Origin of the sequence: Thermoanaerobacterium thermosaccharolyticum DSM 571, from assembly GCF_000145615.1 — a bacterium.
Lineage (GTDB): Bacteria > Bacillota > Thermoanaerobacteria > Thermoanaerobacterales > Thermoanaerobacteraceae > Thermoanaerobacterium > Thermoanaerobacterium thermosaccharolyticum.
Genome location: NC_014410.1, coordinates 1,146,071 through 1,164,898, shown reverse-complemented (window position 1 = coordinate 1,164,898; position 18,828 = coordinate 1,146,071). Strand labels below are relative to the sequence as shown.

The following is an 18,828-nucleotide window of genomic DNA, read 5'->3' as shown; positions in this document are numbered from 1 at the left end:
CCATCACCTACTTTAAATTATTTATCTTCAATCTTATTTTTAATGTATTTCATAATACTATCCATATCGCTATTGAATACAGTACGCTCATCATTGCATTTATCAATAACTTTCTGAATATACTCAAAAATCTTATCCATTTTTCCAAGCTGAGCATACCCCAGCAAAACTTGAAGATCATTTAAATATTCATGCCTCTTTAGATTTATGTATTCTATTAAATATTTTTCATCATTTTTTGTCATTTGTATCACTCCCAAGACAAATAAATAATTTATATATATTATACCACATAACTTTGTATAAAAAAGAAAAATCCCGGCTTACGCCAGGACTTCCTTTCTTTTTTCATATACACTTACCTGTTTTTTGTCTTTTCCTTTTCTCTCAAAAGCAACATATCCATCAATTAGTGCAAACAATGTATCATCTTTACCTCTACCCACGTTAACTCCAGGATGTATCTTTGTGCCTCTTTGCCTTACAAGTATATTTCCCGCTAATACAAACTGGCCATCTGCTCTTTTTACTCCGAGCCGCTTTGACTCGCTGTCACGACCATTGCGGGTGCTTCCCATACCTTTTTTATGAGCAAATAACTGTAGCCTCATCAATTACACCTCCTATCAAATACTTTTACATACGCAGGATAATCTTTCTCAATATCTTTAAGTCCTAAAATCATTGTATCAATAATAGCACACAACCTAATGCTGTCATCATTCGCACCATAACTTTCTATTTCAACATACATATATCCATCATTTATCTTCTTTTTAATGGACGCTGTCTTAAGTGATTCTAAGCCAAGGACAGCCGTCTGCGCCACTGCAGTAACGCCGGCGCATACTATATCTCTGTCATAAACATCATAACCAGCATGTCCTTTAATTTCGAATTTTTGTACTTTGTCATCAACATCTCTAAATATATTAACCCTAATCATTTTATTTACATAATCTTTTCAATCTGAACTCTCGTAAATGGCTGACGATGTCCACGCTTCTTTCTTTCATTCTTCTTTGGCTTATACTTAAAAACTATGATTTTTTTGCCTTTTCCATGTTCAAGAACTTTTGCATCAACCTTTACATCTTTAAGATATGGTTTGCCAAAATCTACAGTTCCATCGTCCTTTGCTACAGCCAACACCTTATCAAAGGAATACACACTGCCAGCTTCGCAGCCAAGTTTCTCAACTTCGAGAATATCGCCTTCTTGAACTCTGTACTGTTTGCCACCTGTTTCTATAATTGCGTACATTAGGGCACCTCCTCTTTACCAGTCTCGCCGAAATCAAGGTACTTCCAAAGGTATTTCCAATGGAAGCATTAAAAAACCCGTTCCGAGCGGCTACAAAGTGTATTCTAGCATAATAATAAATAATTGTCAATCATAATTCATAGTCCACCTGAAATTCATCTATGTCAAGCTTATCATTTAAAACTGTATTTATTTCTGCTCCAAATTTTTCCTTGTAGCTTTTCTTTAAATCATTTTGACTAATTAAATTTAATATTCTTCTATTTGAAGTTATTTTAATTTTTTTTGCGTTAGTATTTCTCAAAATTCTTTCAATCGTCCGCTTAATTTTAAGCACAAGCATATTGTTTGACATAACATACCCTGTACCTTTGCAGCACTCACACTTATCCTGCAAATACTCACTTACATTTGATCTTACTCTTTTCCGCGTCATTTCAACCAATCCTAAATGGGTAAATCCCAGGACACTACATTTCGATCTATCGCTTTTTAAAGATTCCTCAAAAACGCTTAAAAGTTTCTGTCTGTCACTTTCATTGTCCATATCAATAAAATCTATAACTATAATACCGCCAATATCCCTTAATCTTAATTGAAGTGCTATTTCTTTAGCCGCCTCTATATTTGTCTTTAGTATTGTCTCCTGAAGTGAAGATTTCCCTACATATTTTCCTGTATTTACGTCTATAACAGTCAATGCTTCAGTTTTATCAATTATTATAAAACCACCACTTTTGAGCCATACTTTCTTGCCTAAAAGCCTTTCAACTTGCTTTTCAATACCATATAAGCTTATTAAGTCTCCTTCTTCATATTTTATAGATATATTTTGTCCCTGCTTTTTTATATAATCCAAAGTTTTCTCATACTGCTCCACATCATTAATCACAATTTCATCAACCATAAATGATGACAAATCTCTTATATATTTTACAATAAAATTCTCTTCTTCGTATATTAATTCAGGGGAGTTGACATATTTATATTTTTTAATTATTTCATCGTACAAATAGCATAAATCCAAAATGTCTTTTTCGAACTCAACCTCATTTACATTTTGTGCTGCTGTCCTAATGATAATACCCAAATTATCTGGTTTAACCCTTTTCGCTATATTTAATAATTCTAAACGCTTTTTTTCATCCTCAATTCGGTGTGAAATCCCAATATAATCTGTTTCAGGCAACAAAACAACATATTTCCCAGGAAGAGATATATTTGTTGTGACTTTTGGGTTTTTAAGCCCTATAGAATCTTTTGATACCTGAACAATTATATCTTGACCAGGTTTTATGAGCTTTGTAATTGAGCAATTTTCATCAGCTTTACCCTTTTTATTTACATCACTTATAAATAAATATGCATTCTTACCTATACCTATATCTATAAAGGCACTTTGCATCCCTTTTATGGTGTTTTTGACTTTCCCTTTGTAAATATTTCCCACTATACTTCTATTATCAGAATATTCTACGTGATACTCAACCAATGTACCATCTTCTAAATACGCTACTTGATCAAATTTATCACTTATATCAAATAAAATCCGTTTCAAATATTTCACCTCAATTTAATATAAGGTTTTTTCTATCTATTTTCATTTTTTCTAAGTCCAACATATGTCCTCCAAAGTCGTCAACAGCTTTTAAAACATGAATCGGACCTGGTGAACCTTCAGAAATCTTTAACCGTAGATATAAATTCATTTTACTATCGTGGATACCTAATATTTTAAAGTCCTCAATGTATTTTTTTAAATCAATCATCTTTTTACCACTTTTTGTATCCTTTTCTGCTAATATTTCATCTCTATTTAAAAATCTTTCAATAATATCTCCTATGTCTTTTTCATAGTCTAGCAAATCAATATTTATTGTATATTCACCCTCTACAACTCTATCTGACAGCAAGTCCTTATCATCAACTCTATAGCAATCTATTATTTTTAATCCATTTGGAAGCGCTCTATTCATATCATCTTTAAATTTCTGGGGATCTATTTCATCTTCTAAAACTACATCAAAATAATCGCCGTGAGTCGTTGCACCCATCATCAATGCCGGTCCAAAAGACAACAGCGGATGTGGATTAAAGCCTTTTGAAAGCGAAAACTTTATTTGAGCTCTTCTCATAGCTCTTTCAATCGCCCTCATGAGATCTAAATGAGAGATAAACTTTAAATCACCATCTTTTTCAAATTTGCTTCTCAGTTTCAAAGCATACAACTCCTTCATCAAGATCTTTTATTCCGCAGCCTGTACAATATAACCTGCAGTCATTTGTAAGTCTTCCTTCCAACGCGTTTTTGTGTTCTCTTACAAGATAATCTTTTTTCACACCAGCATCAATCACATCCCATGGGAATATCTCCTTGAAATCTCTTTCTTTATAAGCGTAGAATCTTGGATCGATTCCTACACTTTCAAAAGCTTTAAGCCAATTATCAAATTTAAAATATTCATCCCATCCATCAAACTTACATCCACTTTCCCATGCCTTAATCAATGCTTGTCCTACTTTTCTATCGCCTTTAGAAATTACAGCTTCTAAAAAGCTCATCTTCGGCTCATGCCAATTGTAGTGGAAAATCTTTCCTTTTAGTAGCTCTTTTAGATAATTCTGCTTTTTAATTATTGTATCCATATCATCTTGATGACACCATTGAAAAGGAGTAAATGGCTTTGGAACAAAAGTTGAAGTACTTACTGTTATTTTAAGTCCCTTTGTGTTGCCATTCACCTCTTTATATACATCAGCTACTAAATGGGCAAGATCTGATATCCCCTTTACGTCTTCCATCGTCTCCGTAGGAAGCCCTAGCATAAAATACAGCTTTACACTCCTCCATCCTGCTTTAAAGGCTTCTCTCGTAGAATTTATTAAGTCCTTTTCAGTAACACCTTTATTTATCACATCTCTCAGTCTTTGCGTGCCAGCCTCTGGTGCAAGTGTAAGTCCTGTCTTCCTTACTTTCTGTATCTCATTAAGTAAATTTACAGAGAAGGCATCAATCCTCGTAGACGGCAATGCTACTCCGACACCTCTATCTTTATACTTTTCAATTAAATCAAAAATCAAACTTTCTATTTCTGAATAGTCACAAGTGCTTAAGGAAGTCAAAGAAATCTCCTCGTATCCGGTTGATTTTATTAATTTGTCAGCCAACTCCAGTAAAGTTTTTTTTGACCTTTCCCTTACAGGCCTGTAAATCATTCCAGCCTGACAAAATCTACATCCTCTTGTGCAACCTCTAAAAACTTCCAATATGATTCTGTCGTGCACTGTATTTATAAACGGCACAATCTGTCTATCTGGATGATACGTTTTATCCAAATCTTTTACTACGCGCTTTTTTACTTTAGCAGGCACATCTTCATTTAATGGCTCTATAGTGCGAATAGTATTATCACAATTGTATACTTCCCTGTAAAACGATGGAACATATACACCTTGAATTTTAGATGCACGCCTTAAAAGCACTTCTTTTGGTGTTCCATCTTTTTTACAAACCTTGACTAAATCTAAAAGTTCATTGATAATTTCTTCTCCATCCCCTATGACAAATAAATCCACAACATCAGAAAGGGGAGCAGGATTGTATGCACAAGGACCTCCAGCTATGATTAATGGATAGCCATGTCTATCCTTGCTTCTCACTGGAATTTTAGATAAATCTAACATGTTTAATATGTTTGTGTAGCTTAATTCGTATTGCAGCGTAAATCCTATAATGTCAAACATATTAAGAGGTGTTTTAGTTTCAAGTGAAAAAAGCGGTATGTCATTTTCTCGCATTAGGTTTTCCATATCTACCCATGGAGCAAATACCCTTTCGCAATATGTATCATCTCTATCGTTCATTAGATGATAAAGTATTTTCAATCCCAAATGCGACATTCCGACTTCGTAAACGTCAGGAAATGCAAAGGCAAACCGGATGTCAACACTATTTGCATCTTTAATTACAGAATTTATTTCACCGCCTGTATAACGGGCAGGTTTATTCACTCTCATCAATAAATTATCTAACTTGCTTTTAATATCTAACATTGTTACCTCCTATTTCAGCTTATTTAAGATATCACCTATCGATAAATATAGTCCATTACTGACTGCAAAATCGAAAAGTTCAGTCTCAGTAAGTCTTTTTTTCTCTCTTAAATTTTTATCCAACACAACTATTATATGATATTTTAATGGCAAAAAACAATTGATTATCTTTATTAACTTCTGGTTTTCAAGAACTGCTATTTGTTTTACATTCATACAACCTCTCTTGTAAAATTCTTCTTTTTTATAAGCCAAATCCCTTAGATTAAAATATGCAGACAACTTTCTTTCTTTTTTTGCAGAAATAATAAGAAATACAGCGGTAATTATAAGTACATAATTTTTATTGCCATTAATAATCATAAGTATACCACTGTAAATAAGCAAAAATGATATCACATAAGAAAATTTAACTGCTACATTATTGGCTCTCGTGATACCTATAAAACTGGATAAAACAGCCTTTAAAGCTCTGCCACCATCGAGAGGAACACCTGGTAAAAGATTAAATGCACACATTAAAACATTTATTTTAATGAGGTAGTCAAAAGAAATGCTTGTTACTTCACTTAAAATTACCAATATCATAATAAAGACAAGATTAGACAAAGGACCTGCCAATGCAATAACAATCTCCAAATCAGGCCGTATAAAAATTTCGCTTTCAAAAATTGCAGCTCCACCAAAAGGGAATATTTCAACTTGTATCATGTTCACATTTAGCTTTTTGGCAACGTAGTAGTGGCTTATCTCATGAATTGCAACAGTCAAAATAATGTTTATCAGCTCAATATAAAAACCTGTAATAATGAGTAGCAATATAAAAACCCACGTAAATGGGTTTATCTTTAATTTAAGATCATCAATTTTCATTTTGCACATCACTTTTTACAACATTAAAATTTATCTTTGACTCTGGATCTACAGGTTTCCCGTTTTCCCATATTTCAAAATGCAGAGCGGTGCTTTTATTCTTGTCGCTTCCTATCCTTCCTATTATCTGGCCCTGTAATACTTTATCACCAACTTTTACGTCTATTTCAGATAGATACGCATAAACAGAACGAACATCGCCATTATGCCTTATTACAACTACCTTACCCCAATCGGGATTAGAATTATCAGCTATCATAACTTCTCCATCTAATACAGCTTCTACTGGCTCATTGTTGGTAACACTTATATCAATGCCATCATTTTTTATCTCTTTTCCTGAATTTGGATCAACTTTTGTCCCGAATACAGATACAATATCACCACTAATTGGCTTTATCATTTTCGTATTAGCATTTTGCGTGACTGTATCCTTCACATCTTCGGTTTTATTCGAAAATACTTTTACAACATCATTTTTCAATGATGGTATCTTGCTCATAACTAGTTTAAGTCCCTTTTTAGTATTTTCATAATTTGAATTGTAATTTAGTACAGATTTTACTTCTGCCACTGCTTTATTCGTCATCGGAACATTAATAGCCTTAAAAAGCATCGCAACACCTAAAAGCAAAAAACACACTATCAACTGGTTTTCAAACATGCCAAAATACTTCTTTAAATTATTTAAACGATTTTTAGAATAATTAACGGATTGCCATTTGTTGGGTTTCATTTGATAAACCTCCTTCTTTCTATATTTATATTACATCTGAAGGAAGTTTATGATATTTTTATTTAACGGCATTTCTCCATTCTAAAAGTCCAGCATCAAGTCCTTTAATCAGCACCTCAGCAGTAGCTAAATTTGTAGCAAGCGGTATTGAATGAACATCGCATACCCTTAACAAAGCCAATATATCAGGTTCATGGGGCTGTGCAGTTAATGGATCTCTTAAGAATATGACTAAATCCATCTTATCTTCTGCAATCATAGCGCCAATTTGTTGGTCACCACCCATTGGCCCAGGCAAAAACTTGTTAACTTTAATCCCTGTAGCTTCCTCAACCAATTGGCCTGTAGCCCCTGTAGCGTATATATTGCACTTTTTTAAAATGTCTTTATACGCTATTGCAAAATCTATCATCAAAGATTTCTTCATATCATGTGCAATTAATGCAATATTCAAATTAACCATCCTCTCTAAGTTTAAAAATTAATCTTTTGCCTTCGCATACCTACATTTAATAACAATCCAAGTGCAATCATGTTAGCTACCATTGAACTGCCTCCGTAGCTCATAAAAGGCAATGGTATACCTGTAATAGGCATTATTCCAACAGTCATTCCAATGTTTTCAAATATGTGGAATGTAAACATCGATATTATTCCAACGGCTATTAAATATCCATATTTATCCTTAGCCATAACAGCTATCTTCCAGCATCTATACAACATATACGCATAAAGAATTATTAATGCCGTTGCACCGATAAATCCCAATTCTTCACCAACAACAGAGAAAATAAAATCTGTCCATGCTTCAGGCAAATAATAAAGTTGTGTCTGGCTGCCGTTGTAAAGCCCTTTTCCCCAAAACATTCCAGAGCCAATTGCAATTTTAGACTGTATTACGTGGTAGCCAGAACCCATTGGATCAAGGTTCGGGTTTATAAACGATAAAAGCCTATTTCTTTGATATGGTTTCAATATCTTATATGCCATAGGAAGCATCGCCAGACCCATTGCAATTAATCCTGCAAAAATTTTTGGCCTTACACCTGATATAAAAAGCATTCCAATAAAGATTGCTAAAAAAACTAAAGCTGTTCCCAGATCCGGCTGCAGCATTACAATTACAAATGGTATACCAACATGAATCAAGGGACCGACCAAATCTTTAAAACTCTTTATTTCCCCCATTTCATTAAAAAGATTAGCAAGTGTTAATATAAGGGCAATTTTTGAAAACTCAGATGGCTGCACATCAATTGGTCCTATGTGAATCCAGCTTTGAGCGCCATTGCTTACCTTCCCTATGAAAAGAACAGAAATAAGAATTAAAATATTTAAAACGTAAATTATCTTTGAAAGCCTAGCAATCTGATTATAGTCAAACAATGTTATAAAAAACAGAAAAACTATTCCAAACAAAACTGCTATAAGTTGAACTATTACATTTTTGTACGATCCCGTTTCTACTGCATGTGATGCACTTGATATGACGACAACGCTAAATGCACATATGAATAAAACCGTAATAAACAAACCAAAATCAAAATTCTTCCATAACTTTTTGTTAAACATTAATCTACTAGTTCCCTTCTAAAACAATATTATATATCATCATTACATTTAGTATTATATCATACAACACAGCATTTCACTATATCTTATAGAAGCTTAAATTTTTACAATATATGAAATTTTAAAAGATAAAATAACCGGCTTTAACCGGTTATCTGATATTTTTCTTCATTTTCTTTATAGGAATATTGGCGTGTAATGCTGGTACAAATGTATCATCTGTCTTTTTTTCTTTGGTTATTTCTACATTCAAACCATCTTCGTCGATTTCAACGTAATTAGAGATCACATTCATTATTTCGCCTTTCATCAACTCTAAAAATTTTGGAGATACGTCTGCTCTGTCATGAACAAGCAATAATTGCAATCTCTCTTTTGCAACATTTTTACTATTGCTTTTCCCACCAAAAGATTTAAACAAGTCCATTTATTACACCTCCCGGCACTACCGACTCGAAGAAATTTTAAACAAATTTTTCAACCTGTCCAAAATACCGTAATTAATATCAAGATTTATAAGCGGGACATCCTCGCCTATCAATCTCTGTGTCAAGTTTCTATATGCCTGTCCAGCTAATGATTTATCATCTGCAACAATCGGTTCACCTTTATTTGTAGAAATGACTATATTTTCATCATCTGGAATAACACCAAGCAAATCTATAGCCAGTATATCCATTATATCGTCAATATTCATCATGTCTCCTCTTTTTACCATATCCATCTTTATCCTGTTTATAATAAGCATGTGATCCCGTACATCCGATGCTTCCAAAAGCCCTATTATTCTATCGGCATCTCTCACTGCAGATACTTCTGGCGTCGTAACCACCAAAGCCTTATCAGCACCTGCTATGGCATTTTTAAAGCCTTGTTCGATTCCTGCAGGGCAATCTATCAATATATAATCAAAATCCTGTCTTAATTCATCAGTAATTGCCCGCATCTGTTCCGGATTTACGGCAGTTTTATCTCTTGTTTGAGCAGCCGGTAAAAGGTAAAGTCCATCAAATCTCTTATCTTTTATTAAAGCTTGCTTCAGACGGCACTGTCCCTCTACCACATCAACTAGGTCGTAAACTATTCTATTTTCCAACCCCATAACTACGTCAAGATTTCTCAAACCTATATCAGTATCTACCAATGCCGTTTTAAATCCTTTCATTGACAAATATGTACCTATATTTGCTGTAGTTGTGGTTTTTCCAACTCCGCCTTTACCAGATGTTATGACTATAACTTCACTCATACATTTTCACTCCATTCTCGAATTTCTTCTAATTGTTTATTTTACTATATTTTTCCATATAAGTAAAGTGGTTTAACTATTATCTTATTTTTTTTGACTAAAGCAATTTCGGGATATACAGCCTCAATATCATTATCGGGTGAACGTGAAATTATGTTAGAGATTCTAAGCTGCATGGCATTAATCTTAGATGCCGCAATTATAGAATCGATATTCCCAGATATACCTGCATGAGCAATTCCCCTTAAAGTCCCCATTATAACAATATTTCCAGATGCTTGTACAATACCGCCAGGATTTACGTCACCTAGAACGACAAGATTCCCGTAATATTTTACAACTTGACCTGATCTTACAGTTCCATTGTAAAATTTGGTCATTCCCTCATCAAGTCCATCAAAAATTGCATTTTCACCTGTCACATTTTTTAGGTGCCTATCCTGTATCTTTTTAAATCTAACATTCACTCCATAATTCTCCAAAATAAGCTCTTTCAACTGATCCAAACTTTTCTCATCTACATTTAAATTGCGAACTTTTACTGTAAGTTGTGCACCTTTAAAAAATGTTAGTGAACGTTCTATTCTATTAATTATTTTTTCCCTTAAAACATCTATATCAGAAACATCGCTGGCGATAATTACCAATCCATCTTTTGAGCCATGGATTTTTACATAGTCATTTAACATTTTTTGCCCTCCCAATATAGTCTTACTTATAATATTCTCCATAACTTAGATTTTTCCTTCTAAAAAAACAAAAGAGGACAAAAAATCCTCTCATACAACAATGATACAAATCTTAATAATAATTAATGATTATTAGTAGTTTTGCTTTGTTGATTATTTGTCTGAGTCTTATTGTTTGAATTGGTAAATCCAAAATAAGCGTCCATAATATCTCTTCCTACTTGGGCAGTATAAGCACCAGAACCGCCTTGATATATCAGTGCTGTAACCAATATTTGTGGTTTGTCATACGGAGCAAATCCCACAAACCACGCATAATTCTGCATGACTTTCGTGCCATGAGATCCTACTTCCGCAGTGCCTGTCTTACCACCAACAGGTATTGGAAAGCCTTGAAATGCTGCACTGGCAGTACCACCTTCTTCTGTTGCACCTTTCATTCCTAATTTTATAGCATCTAGGTATTTCTGAGGTATATTTATTTTATCCAATACATCGGGCTTTTCATCTTTTACTATTTTTCCATCTGGAGAAATTATTTTATCAACCAAATGCAATCTATATCTTGTTCCACCATTTAAAAGCGTCGATAAATAACTTGCAATTTCTATAGGCGTAAATTGATTGCTACCCTGTCCTATAGACGCATTTGTCGTATCAACTAATGTCCACTTAGTCGCATCCATCAACTGCCATATAGTCATCTGCAACTTTGAATCAGTTATGCCCATTTTTTTTAGCTCTAAAAACGTAGAATAATCGCTAAAATTACCTTTATCAATCAAACTTACTATTTTATCATACTGTTCTTGAGTTATTTTGCCTTCTGGATTTGATTCAGACTTAACCATTGATTTTAATATTGATAAATTATAATCCCTTTTAAACTTCTTGCTGGATATTGTTCCTGTTGTTTCATATAACTCTATCCCTGTCTTTTGGTCAAGGCCTAACATATGGGCATATTCATCGATCTTATCGATCCCCATCCTTCTCCCCATCTCATAGAAATAGGTATCTGTTGAGTATTTTATGGCATCTGACACATTTACAGCACCTTGCGTCCTTCCATATTCGCCATACAGCCAGTTTTCTTGTCCTGTAGGAGCATATATGCCGGTATCGACGTATCTCTCATTTACTGTCGTGACTCCAGACTCTAGAGCAGCCAGTGCAGTTACCATCTTAAATGTAGAACCAGGCGGCGCGGCACCTTGTGTAGCATAATTGAAAATTGGACTCGGATCAACAGTTGCATTCCTAGTTTTAAATAATTCATTTACAATGCTGCTGGGAGGATTACCTGATGCAAAAATATTAGGATCATAACCCGGGACACTGGCAAGTGCCAAAATTTCACCAGTATTTATGTCTGTAACAACGACAGCTCCTATATTTGCTGGTAAATACTCACCATGAGGACCTCTTTTTGTTTTTCTTATATTTTCCATAGTTCTCTCTAGTGATTCTTCCGCTACTTGCTGTAGTTTTTCATCTATAGTCAAATACACAGTATTTCCTGGCTTCGGGCTAACCTCATCCAATTTTTTTATTAATCTACCATAGTTATCTACTTCCACTTGCTGCTTTCCATCTGTACCTCTTAAATATTTTTCTAGATAACTTTCCAAACCGTAATGCCCAACTAAATCTGTTATTTGATAACCTTCTTTGCTGTACTTTTTCCACTCTTCCGCTGTCATACGTCCAATATATCCTAATGTCTGGGAAAGTAATGTCTTGAAAGGATAAAGCCTTATAGGTTTAACATCTATAATTACACCTGGCAAATCTAGATGATTTTCTTCTATTTGGGCTACTGTCTGTTGATTCGCATCTGTCGCTATTTCTACAGGCTTGTACTGGGTATATCCTTGTTCAAGCATCAACTGCTGAATCGCCATTATACCTCTTATATCTTGTGGAGGTAGTTCTTTTGATATTTTAAATTTGTTTATCAATATTTCCCACGTTTCATATGCTGTAGCATTTTTAGGTATATTATTGTTCTTCTTCCATTGTACTTCACGCTGTTTTAAAACTGTTTGAGATACATTGCTTTCATCTGGATTTTGAAAATTGAAATATGGCATGTTTTTATTGTCTAGAAATATAGGCAAATCATCTTTATACTTAATTCCGTTTTTATTAAGGATATTTAATAATCTTAAAATGACATCATTTAAATTGACATTTTTGGCATCGCTTCGCAGTAGCTCGATGGAATAGCTAGGCCTGTTTGTCGCAAGTTTAATACCGTTTCTATCAACTATATCACCTCTTGGAGCTGTAATTGTGATAGATCTTATAGCATTGCCTAAAGACTGCTGTTTATAATAATCACCTTTTATAAGCTGCAAATATACCAGTCTGCCCACAAGAGTAACAAGCATTATGGCTATTACCCATCCAAATATGTTGAATCTCTTTTTTAAACCTTCACTCAATTTGACCACCTTTAAATCTTAAAAAAAAATTTTTTTGTATTTATATAGCTGTTAAACATCACAATATACCTATAAGCAAAAATAGTTATAAAAGAATTGTAGACAGATTGCACAATAATGACATTAAATAAATAAGGTGGATTGATGTCATATTTCATAAGGAGCATAGAAAATACCATTATTAGATTGTAAAGAATTGTTCCTAAAAACACAAAGACAAATGCTACAAATGTACTTTCTTTAAATACATTTTTACTCAGCAACCCTGTTAAATAAGCCACGGAAAGAAGGGAAATAGTTACAAAGCCAATGGCATTATTAAAAAGCACATCTACAAGAATTCCTCCAAACAAGCTCAAAAGAATACCTTCGTTTGGCCCGTTTAAAAGTGAAAAAGCAATAATCAAAATTAATAAGGCGTCAGGTTTAACGCCTAAAATAGCAATATATCTAAATAATGTAGCTTGAAGTATTATAACAAATATAATTAACAGGTATTTATATATGCTCCTCATTTTAACCTCCATCGTTTCTGTGTCAATCATCGCAAAGTACATAGACTAATATAATTAATCTCCCGTAGTTTTCATGTTTGTCACAACTTGTACAAATTCAAGCCTCTCGAAGTCTGCCTCAGGCTTTATGATTGCTTGTTTTAAAAGCGAGCCCTCATCTTTTTCTACTTTCTCTACTCTACCAATAATTAGCCCTCTTGGAAACATGCTCATATCTGATGTTGTAATTATATCGCCTTTACTTATCTTGGAATCGATTGGAATATATATCATATTTAGGTTTCCATTGGAATCTCCTCGGATAATACCATTGTCCCTTGTTCTAACATCAATGGCACTTACAGAGCTATCTACGTCAATAATTGACAGAACTTTTGACCAATTTTTCCCAACGTCTGTTACTATTCCAACCATATTTCCTTTTTCATCTAAAACAGCCATCTTTGGCTTTATCCCCTTATCTGATCCAACATCTATATTAAATGTATTAAACCAATTACCGGGATTTTTGCTTACAATATTAGCAGGTTGAGTAGTTATATTTTTATTATTATCTTTAAAATTCAAAATATCTCTTAGTCTGTTATTTTCATTAATGTATTCTTGCAGCATTATGTCGTTTTTATTTAATTTAATAATCTCTTTTTCCAAAGCTGCATTTTTAGCTCTCAATGTTCCAATCTCTTTTATGGAAGAAAAAAAGTTAGATACATTATTTCCTAGTGAATAAAAAACTTTTTCTACAGGCGATAAAATGCTGCCTATAGCTGATTCCATAGGTGTTATATTGCGTCCCCCACCATAAGTATATGCCATGGCGGATATAAGTGCCACGGCTATTAAAATCACAAATATAAATTGCTTATTTTTGAGAAATCGTGGCACTTTCCCACTCCTCTCAATTTAACTTATTCGTTGGGGTCAGCACCCTTTTAAACAAAGAACTTTCCTCTAAAATTTTACCTGTACCTAACGCAACACAATCTAAAGGTTGATCTGCTATCTGTATAGGCATACCTGTTTCTTGCCTTATGAGCCTATCAATACCACTTAATAGTGCTCCACCACCAGTAAGCATTATCCCTCTGTCCATTATATCTGCTGCCAACTCAGGCGGTGTTTTTTCAAGTGTCAACTTAATAGCATCCAATATACTTGAAACTGGATCTTTCAAAGCTTCCAGTATCTCGGTGGAAGTAATTTTTAATGTTTTAGGAAGTCCAGATACTAAATCTCTTCCTCTTATATCCATAGTTTCCTCTTTAGCCTTCGGAAAAGCCGATCCAATTTGAATCTTTACTTCCTCAGCAGTCCTTTCTCCTATCATCAAATTGTATTCCCTCTTTATATAATTTATAATAGCTTCGTCCATTTCATCTCCGCCGACTCTTAATGATTTGCTTGTTACAATACCACCAAGAGAAATAATTGCTACATCTGTTGTACCGCCACCTATATCAACTACCATGCTTCCAGTTGGCTCTTCCACAGGCAAACCAGCACCTATAGCTGCTGCCATTGGTTCTTCTACGGTATGAGCTTCTTTTGCTCCTGCTTGAAGCGATGCTTCAATTACTGCTCTTTTTTCGACTTCTGTAACTCCAGAAGGAATTCCAACTATTACTCTAGGCCTAAATAGTCCCTTTCTTGGATTCACCTTACCTATAAAATGATCCAGCATCATCTTCGTTATATCAAAATCGGCTATAACTCCGTCTCTCATAGGTCTTATAGCAACTATATTCCCTGGTGTTCTTCCCACCATCTTTTTAGCTTCTTCGCCTACAGCCAATACAGTATGTGTATCATTTTTTATTGCTACAACAGAAGGTTCCCTTAAAACTATTCCCTTTCCTTGAACATAAACAAGTGTTGTTGCAGTTCCAAGATCAATACCTATATCCCTAGAAAATCCTTTCATCCTATTTATAACTCCTTCCTTATTTATCAAAATCATAATAACCTTTTTCTTTCAAACTTATACCTATTCCATCACCAATAATAATATGATCCAAAACTTTGATTCCTAACAAATTGCCACTTTTAAAAATCCTATCTGACACTTCAATATCTTCTCTGCTGGGAGTTGGATCACCACTTGGATGATTGTGAACCATGATTATAGAAGATGCGGATCTTTCGATAGCAGCTTTAAATACTTCTCTTGGATGCACTATAGAAGTATTTAAACTTCCTATTGAAACAGTGTCAACCGCAATCACCTTGTTTTTTACGTTCAGCATAACCACTTTAAAATATTCTTTATTTAGATATCGCATTTCATCCATCAGTAAACTTATGACATCATCAGGCTTTTTTATAATGTAGCCATCACTGTACCCCGCAAGAGCCAATCTTCTACCAAGCTCAATAGCTGCCTTTATTTTTGCAGCCTTCGCCAATCCAATTCCCTTGATTTCTGAAAGCCTTTCTACCCCAGTATCAAGAAGATATTTAAGACCATTACCTTCACTAAGCAATCTTTGTGAAAGCATTATCGCACTCTCATCTCTATTTCCTGTCCCTATAATTATAGCCATTAGTTCAGCATTTGACAATACCGAAGGACCATATTTAATTAATCTTTCTCTTGGTCTATCATCCTCAGGTAAATCTTTTATTGTAATACGTGATTCCTCTCCCACACTTATCCCCCTTATAGCAGGTTTATGTTAAATTCATTTAAAAATATATCGTACAATTTCGATATAGGCAGTCCAACAACATTGAAATAATCACCATTAATTCTCTCTACAATCAGTGACCCATAGCCTTGTATTGCATATGAACCTGCTTTATCTAAACATTCACCTTTTTCTATATAATTTAAGATCATGTCATCGCTGAGATTTTTAATATAAACATCGGTCGATTCATAATCATTAATAAATTTGCGATTTCTTAGTGAAACCACTGAGACTCCAGTATATACCTTATGCCATCTTCCAGATAGCCTCCTAAGCATGGAAAATGCTTCACCCTTATCCTTAGGTTTGCCTAGTATTTCGCCATCTATGACAACAACTGTATCTGCTCCTATAACGATTGAATCATCATCCAATTTCTCAGCAACGCATAATGCTTTTTTTCTCGACAAATCCATAACAATATTTTTTGGTTCTTTCTCTTTAGTTTCTTCTGCTATATTGCTAGGTATCACATCAAAGTCAAGACCAATGTTTGAAAGTATCTCGCGTCGCCTAGGAGAATTTGATGCAAGAACAATCTTCATATATAATTACTTTCCTTTCTCATAATGACAATTATTTCACTTTGTAATATGAAAATATAGCAATTATAAGACCTAACACTGTACCTAGATTAAACTTAAATGCCAACATAAAGGATATTTTGACAAAATTAAGGTCGATATTTATTGGACTACTCATTCCTATTTTTTGTTGGTATGAAAAAACTTGGACATATTTAGCAATGAAGTCTCCAACAAATCCGCCTAAAAGAAGACCTACAATCAGCAAAAAAAACAGCGTCCCAAGTCCCTTGCTTCTCTTCATTTTCCCACTCCTTTTATTTGTTTTCTCTGATTTCACGTCGTTTTAAAACTTTTCCTTTTAATTATATCATAAATATAATGTATTTCGACACAATCTAATCTTTTTTTAATATGTTATTTATGGTAAAAAAAGCCCCCAGCTGGGGGCGCAATCGTCTAATCATTCATGGGATATAATTCCTTCTTGCTGTAACTAGTATGGAGTAAGTGATGAGATTTCTCACCAAGTGGGCTTATTAAAAATTCCTCATACAGTTTCGTTATCATAGGATTTTTATGAGATTTTCTGATTGGCAAATCTTTATCTGCTTCATATATTGCATTCAATCTCTTGTTTCTTACCAAATCTTTTTCATTTGGATTGTGTATTGGCTGACCACCGCCCATTATACAACCACCAGGGCAGCCCATAACTTCTATAAAGTGATATTCAGCTTCACCATTTTTTATCTTATCTAACAATTTTTTTGCATTTCCTGTTCCATTTGCTATGGCCACTTTTATTTCCTTTCCGCCAATATTTATATTTGCTTCTCTTATTCCTTCTAATCCTCTTACTTCTTTGTACTCAAAATTCTCAATGTCTTTACCTTCAACAATATCAGCAACAGTTCTTAATGCTGCTTCCATAACGCCGCCTGTTGCTCCAAATATTACACCAGCACCAGAGGATTCGCCAAGCGGATTGTCGTATTCACTATCAGGCAAATTGACAAAGTCTATTCCAGATTGTTTTATCATACGCGCTAATTCTCTTGTAGTTAAAACAGCGTCAACGTCCTTCATACCATCTGTCATCATTTGCGGTCTGTCTATTTCATACTTCTTTGCTGTACACGGCATAATTGATACAACAAATATATCTTTCGGATCTATTCCTTCTTTTTCAGCAAAATAGCTCTTGATTATAGCACCCATCATCATATGAGGTGATTTGCATGTAGATAGATTATCTATAAATTCAGGATAATACCTCTCACAATAGTTTATCCATCCAGGGCTGCAGGATGTTATCATAGGAAGCTTGCCGCCTTCATTAATCCTCTTTAAAAGCTCATTGCCTTCTTCTATAATTGTTAAATCAGCAGCAAAGTCCGTATCAAACACTTTATCAAATCCTAATCTTTTCAAAGCTGACACCATTTTCCCTGTCACTATCGAACCATAAGGCATTCCAAATTCTTCGCCAAGTGCAACTCTTACAGCTGGAGCAGTTTGAACCACAACATACTTTTTCTCATCTAAAAGTGCATCGTAAACCATTTTTGTGTGATCCTTTTCGTAAATAGCTCCAACAGGGCAAGCTTCAATGCATTGTCCACAGCTAATACATGGTGAATCATTCAAGCTTCTACCAAACGAAGGAGCAACAATTGTTTTAAATCCTCTATTGACCATACCAATTGCAAAAACATTTTGTACATTATTGCATGTAGCGACACATCTTCTGCACAAAACACATTTATTTGGATCTCTAACAATTGAAGGAGATGAATCATCTTTTGGGTATTTTATATTTTCTCCCATAAAGCTAATTTCATCAATTCCAAACTTTCTGCTTAATTCTTGCAATTCACAGTTTCCACTTCTAACACATGTCAGACAGCTTCTATCATGCGCAGATAATATCAACTCTAAGTTGGAACGCCTTGCTTCCCGTACGCGAGGTGAATTTGTGAAAATTTCCATTCCATCGCTAACGGGATAAACGCATGATGCTTGTAAATTTCTAACTCCTTTTATCTCAACTACACATAGTCTACATGCACCTATTTCGTTAATTTCTTCCAGATAACATAATGTGGGAATCTCAATATTCGCATATTTTGCAGCCTGTAATACTGTATAATTAGCAGGCACTTCTGCAGGAATTCCATCTATCGTTATTCGAACTTTATCCATATTTCGCACTCCTTT

The 18,828-nt window shown here is 34.2% G+C and carries 22 protein-coding genes; all 22 read right to left on the bottom strand.

Going from position 1 to position 18,828, the window contains the following annotated elements:
- Positions 1-17: 17 nt before the first annotated feature.
- Entirely contained in the window at positions 18-245 is a 228-nt protein-coding gene (locus TTHE_RS05660) for a Spo0B domain-containing protein (protein ID WP_013297629.1), read from the bottom strand.
- A 78-nt stretch (positions 246-323) separates the two neighbouring features.
- Positions 324-611, bottom strand: a complete 288-nt coding sequence (gene rpmA, locus TTHE_RS05655; RefSeq protein ID WP_013297628.1) for a 50S ribosomal protein L27 — start codon at positions 609-611, stop codon at positions 324-326.
- Positions 611-946, bottom strand: coding sequence for a ribosomal-processing cysteine protease Prp (locus TTHE_RS05650; RefSeq protein ID WP_013297627.1), 336 nt, complete (start codon positions 944-946; stop codon positions 611-613). The genes rpmA and TTHE_RS05650 overlap by 1 nt, the downstream gene beginning before the upstream one ends.
- Positions 947-951: 5 nt before the next feature.
- Complete coding sequence (gene rplU / locus TTHE_RS05645; protein WP_013297626.1) at positions 952-1,263, bottom strand: 50S ribosomal protein L21; 312 nt, start codon at positions 1,261-1,263, stop codon at positions 952-954.
- 130 nt (positions 1,264-1,393) lie between these two features.
- Entirely contained in the window at positions 1,394-2,821 is a 1,428-nt protein-coding gene (locus TTHE_RS05640) for an Rne/Rng family ribonuclease (RefSeq protein WP_013297625.1), read from the bottom strand.
- A 10-nt stretch (positions 2,822-2,831) separates the two neighbouring features.
- The gene (locus tag TTHE_RS05635; protein ID WP_013297624.1) at positions 2,832-3,482 is read right to left on the bottom strand and encodes a TIGR03936 family radical SAM-associated protein; all 651 of its coding nucleotides are present in this window, start codon (positions 3,480-3,482) and stop codon (positions 2,832-2,834) included.
- Positions 3,460-5,316 (bottom strand): TIGR03960 family B12-binding radical SAM protein, encoded by a 1,857-nt coding sequence (locus TTHE_RS05630; RefSeq protein WP_013297623.1) that lies wholly within the window; start codon positions 5,314-5,316, stop codon positions 3,460-3,462. The genes TTHE_RS05635 and TTHE_RS05630 overlap by 23 nt, the downstream gene beginning before the upstream one ends.
- 9 nt (positions 5,317-5,325) lie before the next feature.
- Positions 5,326-6,189 carry a M50 family metallopeptidase gene (locus TTHE_RS05625; protein ID WP_013297622.1) on the bottom strand — a complete coding sequence of 288 codons (864 nt, stop codon included), beginning with the start codon at positions 6,187-6,189 and terminating at the stop codon, positions 5,326-5,328.
- The gene (locus tag TTHE_RS05620) at positions 6,179-6,925 is read right to left on the bottom strand and encodes a M23 family metallopeptidase (protein ID WP_013297621.1); all 747 of its coding nucleotides are present in this window, start codon (positions 6,923-6,925) and stop codon (positions 6,179-6,181) included. Before TTHE_RS05620 ends, TTHE_RS05625 begins: the two co-directional genes overlap by 11 nt.
- A 58-nt stretch (positions 6,926-6,983) precedes the next feature.
- Entirely contained in the window at positions 6,984-7,379 is a 396-nt protein-coding gene (gene mgsA, locus TTHE_RS05615; protein WP_013297620.1) for a methylglyoxal synthase, read from the bottom strand.
- 20 nt (positions 7,380-7,399) lie between these two features.
- Complete coding sequence (gene rodA / locus TTHE_RS05610; protein WP_013297619.1) at positions 7,400-8,497, bottom strand: rod shape-determining protein RodA; 1,098 nt, start codon at positions 8,495-8,497, stop codon at positions 7,400-7,402.
- A 151-nt stretch (positions 8,498-8,648) separates the two neighbouring features.
- Positions 8,649-8,924: a cell division topological specificity factor MinE gene (gene minE, locus TTHE_RS05605; protein ID WP_013297618.1), complete on the bottom strand. Its 276-nt coding sequence runs from the start codon at positions 8,922-8,924 to the stop codon at positions 8,649-8,651.
- 18 nt (positions 8,925-8,942) lie between these two features.
- On the bottom strand, positions 8,943-9,746 hold the full coding sequence (minD, locus tag TTHE_RS05600; protein ID WP_013297617.1) for a septum site-determining protein MinD: 804 nt from the start codon (positions 9,744-9,746) through the stop codon (positions 8,943-8,945).
- Positions 9,747-9,790: 44 nt separating this feature from the next.
- Positions 9,791-10,435 (bottom strand): septum site-determining protein MinC, encoded by a 645-nt coding sequence (gene minC, locus TTHE_RS05595; protein WP_013297616.1) that lies wholly within the window; start codon positions 10,433-10,435, stop codon positions 9,791-9,793.
- Positions 10,436-10,557: 122 nt separating this feature from the next.
- Positions 10,558-12,882, bottom strand: coding sequence for a penicillin-binding protein 2 (locus TTHE_RS05590; RefSeq protein ID WP_013297615.1), 2,325 nt, complete (start codon positions 12,880-12,882; stop codon positions 10,558-10,560).
- An 11-nt stretch (positions 12,883-12,893) separates the two neighbouring features.
- Positions 12,894-13,397: a rod shape-determining protein MreD gene (mreD, locus tag TTHE_RS05585; protein ID WP_013297614.1), complete on the bottom strand. Its 504-nt coding sequence runs from the start codon at positions 13,395-13,397 to the stop codon at positions 12,894-12,896.
- Between the two features lie 54 nt (positions 13,398-13,451).
- Complete coding sequence (gene mreC / locus TTHE_RS05580; protein ID WP_013297613.1) at positions 13,452-14,282, bottom strand: rod shape-determining protein MreC; 831 nt, start codon at positions 14,280-14,282, stop codon at positions 13,452-13,454.
- 13 nt (positions 14,283-14,295) lie between these two features.
- Positions 14,296-15,318, bottom strand: a complete 1,023-nt coding sequence (locus TTHE_RS05575) for a rod shape-determining protein (protein ID WP_041587558.1) — start codon at positions 15,316-15,318, stop codon at positions 14,296-14,298.
- Positions 15,319-15,337: 19 nt separating this feature from the next.
- Positions 15,338-16,042 (bottom strand): RadC family protein, encoded by a 705-nt coding sequence (gene radC / locus TTHE_RS05570; RefSeq protein ID WP_013297611.1) that lies wholly within the window; start codon positions 16,040-16,042, stop codon positions 15,338-15,340.
- An 11-nt stretch (positions 16,043-16,053) separates the two neighbouring features.
- Positions 16,054-16,629, bottom strand: a complete 576-nt coding sequence (locus TTHE_RS05565; protein ID WP_013297610.1) for a Maf family protein — start codon at positions 16,627-16,629, stop codon at positions 16,054-16,056.
- Between the two features lie 31 nt (positions 16,630-16,660).
- The gene (locus TTHE_RS05560; protein WP_013297609.1) at positions 16,661-16,912 is read right to left on the bottom strand and encodes a DUF4321 domain-containing protein; all 252 of its coding nucleotides are present in this window, start codon (positions 16,910-16,912) and stop codon (positions 16,661-16,663) included.
- A gap of 155 nt (positions 16,913-17,067) precedes the next feature.
- The gene (locus TTHE_RS05555) at positions 17,068-18,813 is read right to left on the bottom strand and encodes an NADH-dependent [FeFe] hydrogenase, group A6 (protein WP_013297608.1); all 1,746 of its coding nucleotides are present in this window, start codon (positions 18,811-18,813) and stop codon (positions 17,068-17,070) included.
- Positions 18,814-18,828 lie beyond the last annotated feature (15 nt).